Here is a 4,224-nt window from a genome sequence, read left to right as displayed (position 1 = left end):
AGACAAAAAAAATACCATTCTAAGATTCACTGAGAACAACGAGATTATTGGTTGTGTGTTACTAATTGAAAAAAAAGATCAATTGTATTTAGGAATGTTAACGGTTTCGCCTGAGTTGCAAAATAGTGGCATTGGAAAAAAATTAATGCAACAGGCCGAAATTTTTGCTTCGGAATTGGGATTGTCTAAAATTGGCATGACAGTGATAACCGTTCGGGAAGAACTTATTTCGTGGTACGAACGCCACGGCTATGCAGACACCGGGGCAAGAGAACCCTTCCCAGTAAGCGAAGTTTTTAGCCAAACTACAAATGAACCTCTGGAATTTATGGTGTTGGAAAAAAGAATTTCATAGTATTGATGGTTCGATGATTCAGGAATATAACAAAACGTCACTTCGAGTGGTTTAAAATAGTAATGCGATAGCTTTACTATTTAAAATTGTATCGAGAAGAATTTCAAAGCATATTGTTCTCGATACAATTTTTAAAGCATTAAATTTTTCACTTCATCAACATTTTTTTGGGCTTTAAAAATCACTCGAACTGACGAGTAAGATTACAATGATTAATTATAATTAATTTTAAATTTTAAACGTCATTATTTCTCCAAACTCAAAAACGCTTTACCAATATTCGCAATAACATCCGAAGCGATAAACGACTGATAGCCCGTTTCGGGAAAAGCGATGTCGGCAGTCAATCCGTGTAGAAAAACACCAAGAATGGCAGCGTCAATAGGCTCGTAGGATTGCGCCAATAAACTCGTAATCATTCCCGTTAGCACATCTCCAGTTCCGGCTGTTGCCAAGGCAGCGTTTCCTGTTGTGTTTTCGTAAATAGTCTCGCCGTCAATGATGAATGTTGGTGCACCTTTCATCACAATGATAAGGTGATGCAGTTTTGAAAAAGCAACTGTTTTTTCGAATTTTTCCGCATTCGAATTCCATTTCCCAATGAGTCGTTCCAGTTCTTTTGGGTGTGGCGTGAGAATCGTTTTATTTGGCAACAACGAAATCCATGCTGCGTTTTGGGATAGAATATTCAGCGCATCGGCATCAATGACCAAAGGTGTTTTGTCATTGGTCAGGAATTCGTGAAGCGCATTTTGGGTTTCTATCTCCTGCCCGATTCCGGGTCCAAATCCGATAGCATTGGGCATAAAATCAAATTCTATTTTCGAAATGTATTTTTCCTGAACATCGGTCAAAACCATCACTTCCGGATTGGCAGTTTGCAGGATTTCATAACCACATCGCGGAATAAAAACCGTCACTAGGCCGCAACCGGTTTTCAAACATGCTTTGGAAGACAGACTCATCGCCCCTATTTTTCCATAACTGCCGCCAATTAACAAAGCGTGACCCTGAATTCCTTTGTGAGTATGGGCGTCAATGGGTTTGTAGCGTTTTAAGATTTCCTTTTTGTGGATATGAATTGGATTTTTCATTGCATTTGTTTGTATAAAGTTACAAAAAAATCAATAACAATTTCAATAAAACATTAAGCCATTCCTCTGGCAAAACCCACGGTGTCCCGATACATTTGTGGAGAAACATCGGCATTGTTTTTGAAAAAACGACTGAAATAATGCTCATCATCATACCCCAATTCGTAAGCGATTTCCTTGACGGCTTTATTGGTGAGATACAATTCTCTTTTGGCCTCGATGATGATCCGTTCCGATATTAGATGGGTCAGGGTTTTATTGAAATGGTTCTTGGTAATTTTCGCCAAGGCTTTTGGCGTAATATTTAACAAATCGGCATAATCACTGGCAGAATGCTTGGTCTTGAAATGGAGTTCGATGTAGTTTTTTAAATTTTGCAGAATAAAAGGTTCTTTGGCATCGGCTGTTTCAAAGTAATCTTCATCAGGATGTTGTTGGTTTTTGAGCCTGGTGGCCGTAATCAAAAATATTTTGAGATAAGAAACCAGCAATTCATATTGTGCCATTTCAGGATTTTGCATTTCCGATTTTATTTGCCCGATCACCATTTCAAGAATACTTTTTGACGCTTCATCGACGGCGACATAAGGCAGTTTGAAGATATTGTTGAACAGGATTCCGTTGCATGCAATCTCGGCTTGGTGCTTGTAAATACAGAAAAACTCGGGATGAAAGTGGATAACAATCCCTTCCAGATTTTCTTCGGAAGCCAGCATAAAAGGTTGGTAAGGCGAAAAAGCGAAAAGGTTTCCCGCTTCGAATGGATTTTCAGAAAAATCTGCCGTGACAATTCCGTTCCCTTTTTGAATCCAAATCAGGGAAAAATAGTTCAGTCTTTGAATTTCGTTAAACTGGCATTTGCTGTCAAAAGTCGACAGTTTGAAAGCCAGGTTTCCGTTTTGCGGATTGATTAAAGTGAAAGTTGATTCGTCGAGCATTGTGTTCTTTTTTGTAAATTTAGTAAAACCATTTAATCTTTACATTTACTGTTATAAATCAATCTACTTTGTTGAAGTCTGTTCGAGGCATAATTTATACTCTAAAAAAGCAATATAAAATGATGTTACAACTATCTCGTCAGTTCGAGTGAATTTTCAGAAAATGCGGACAGCTTTTTCAGAAAATTTGTATCGAGAACCATTGTAATATAGGCTTCTCGATACTCCCGAAAGCTTTCGGGATTGAATAGTAAAGCTGTCGCAATACTATTCAAAATCACTCGAAGTGACGGAAAGCTATAGCGTTTTTTATAAACCCCTAAAATCAAAATGGTATAATTCCCGCTTCTTCCAATTTGGCGGTCAGCCTTTCAATACTTATTTCAATTTTCGGTCTTTCTCGTCAATTGGCAAATCATTAATGCTGGCAAAACGTTTTTGCATCAAGCCATTTTCGTCAAATTCCCAGTTTTCGTTGCCATAAGCACGAAACCATTGTCCTTCGGCATTATGGTATTCGTATTCAAAACGCACCGCCATACGGTTGTTGCGGAAACCCCATAACTCTTTTTTGAGTTTGTAATCAAGTTCCTTTTCCCATTTTCCCTTCAGGAATTCCTTTACTTTTTCGCGACCGTTGATGAAATCGGTTCGGTTGCGCCATTCGGTATCAATCGTATACCCCAAGGCAATGCATTCGGGATCCTTGCTGTTCCAAGCATCCTCGGCGAGTTGTACTTTTTCCAAGGCGGTTTCCATTGTAAATGGCGGAAGAGGCAATTTTTGTTCCATACGAGTTGTTTTTAAGGGATTGTAATAACTTTTATAAAACACAAAGATGCAAAAAACCAGCCATTGCACCAATGGAGCATTGACGCAAAAGGATGGACAATTTTCCCGCCTTATCTGAATTGCTTCTATATAAGAATTTATTTATAAATTTATTAGTTTTCTGTAAGTAAAATCACTAGGTTTGAGAATTATTGCAATCTGTACTCAATAGCGAGTATATACAAGTTGTAAGAAATTAAGCCCAACTTTCTGGATTAATTATGTGGCTTAAAGGAGTTGATTTTGGGTGAGGAGTAAAATGATTGTTTTGCTTCAAGCTTTTGCAAAAGAGTTTGCTGAAAATGTATTTTCAAAGCTAAATCGCTAATAAAGCTTGGCTAAGTTATCGAAAAAAAATGACAAAGTCAAATTTTATTTCAGCTAACGGATTAAAAATCAACACGTTTTGTTTTTCACATCAATTTTTAATGACTGCGCCAATCAGTGATTGGAGACAATAAATAAAAATTAATACTCTACGAAAGTTGAAGAAGGGCTTAACTTTGAAATGCTTTTCCTATCTTTCCGAGGAAAACATCTTACAACTGGCCGTTACCACCAATAAAAAACGAAACCAACGCAACGACAAAATGAAAAGAGCAAAATTTATCAACCCCAAAAAAAAACAATAGAAACAAATTCGTTACTTTGGACACTAAAAATTCATAAACATGAAAGAAAAACTAAATAAAGATGTTGAGCGGGTGCAATCGGCCTTGCAAGAACATTTGGCTGCCATTGTGCAATCTTCTGATGATACCATTATCAGTAAATCAATGGATGGGATTATTATTTACTGGAATGTGGGAGCTGAACGGATATTCAATTACTCATCCAAAGAAATAGTCAAACAATATAAAAAAGAACATAAATACTAACCTGAAATTTATCAGCTATGAAAAAGGAGATTATTCAAGATTCTCAAGAATCACAAGGACAAATGTTACTTCAAGCACTTTTTGCAATAAAAAATGGTAATTTTTCTTCCAAACTACCGCAGAATTGG

Annotated in this window: 5 protein-coding genes; 2 read left to right on the top strand and 3 right to left on the bottom strand. The window is 37.0% G+C overall.

Annotated features, from left to right (window positions below; all coding sequences use genetic code 11):
• Positions 1-355 (top strand): GNAT family N-acetyltransferase (locus tag ACH2BV_RS00400; protein ID WP_395048439.1); only part of this gene is annotated, 355 nt, incomplete at its 5' end.
• A 245-nt stretch (positions 356-600) separates the two neighbouring features.
• Here the strand turns inward: ACH2BV_RS00400 and ACH2BV_RS00395 are convergent.
• The 3 genes from ACH2BV_RS00395 to ACH2BV_RS00385 all read right to left on the bottom strand — a co-directional run bounded on the left by ACH2BV_RS00395 (position 601) and on the right by ACH2BV_RS00385 (position 3,179).
• Positions 601-1,449, bottom strand: a complete 849-nt coding sequence (locus tag ACH2BV_RS00395) for an NAD(P)H-hydrate dehydratase (protein WP_395048437.1) — start codon at positions 1,447-1,449, stop codon at positions 601-603.
• A gap of 53 nt (positions 1,450-1,502) precedes the next feature.
• Complete coding sequence (locus ACH2BV_RS00390) at positions 1,503-2,387, bottom strand: helix-turn-helix domain-containing protein (RefSeq protein WP_395048435.1); 885 nt, start codon at positions 2,385-2,387, stop codon at positions 1,503-1,505.
• Positions 2,388-2,765: 378 nt separating this feature from the next.
• Positions 2,766-3,179: a DUF1348 family protein gene (locus tag ACH2BV_RS00385; protein ID WP_395048433.1), complete on the bottom strand. Its 414-nt coding sequence runs from the start codon at positions 3,177-3,179 to the stop codon at positions 2,766-2,768.
• A 710-nt stretch (positions 3,180-3,889) separates the two neighbouring features.
• On the opposite strand from ACH2BV_RS00385, the gene ACH2BV_RS00380 reads away from it, so the two are divergent.
• The gene (locus tag ACH2BV_RS00380) at positions 3,890-4,096 is read left to right on the top strand and encodes a PAS domain S-box protein (RefSeq protein ID WP_395048431.1); all 207 of its coding nucleotides are present in this window, start codon (positions 3,890-3,892) and stop codon (positions 4,094-4,096) included.
• Positions 4,097-4,224: the final 128 nt, after the last annotated feature.

Source organism: Flavobacterium sp., from assembly GCF_043780635.1.
Taxonomy (GTDB): domain Bacteria; phylum Bacteroidota; class Bacteroidia; order Flavobacteriales; family Flavobacteriaceae; genus Flavobacterium.
The sequence above is the reverse complement of the archived record's forward strand: the minus strand, read 5'-3'. Positions and strand labels throughout refer to the sequence as shown.

What these genes read in the sequence shown, in the direction of transcription:
- ACH2BV_RS00395 (WP_395048437.1), bottom strand. Translation starts at nt 1,449, where the DNA reads ATGAAAAATCCAATTCATATCCACAAAAAGGAAATCTTAAAACGCTAC.
- ACH2BV_RS00390 (WP_395048435.1), bottom strand. Translation starts at nt 2,387, where the DNA reads ATGCTCGACGAATCAACTTTCACTTTAATCAATCCGCAAAACGGAAAC.
- ACH2BV_RS00385 (WP_395048433.1), bottom strand. Translation starts at nt 3,179, where the DNA reads ATGGAACAAAAATTGCCTCTTCCGCCATTTACAATGGAAACCGCCTTG.
- ACH2BV_RS00380 (WP_395048431.1), top strand. Translation starts at nt 3,890, where the DNA reads ATGAAAGAAAAACTAAATAAAGATGTTGAGCGGGTGCAATCGGCCTTG.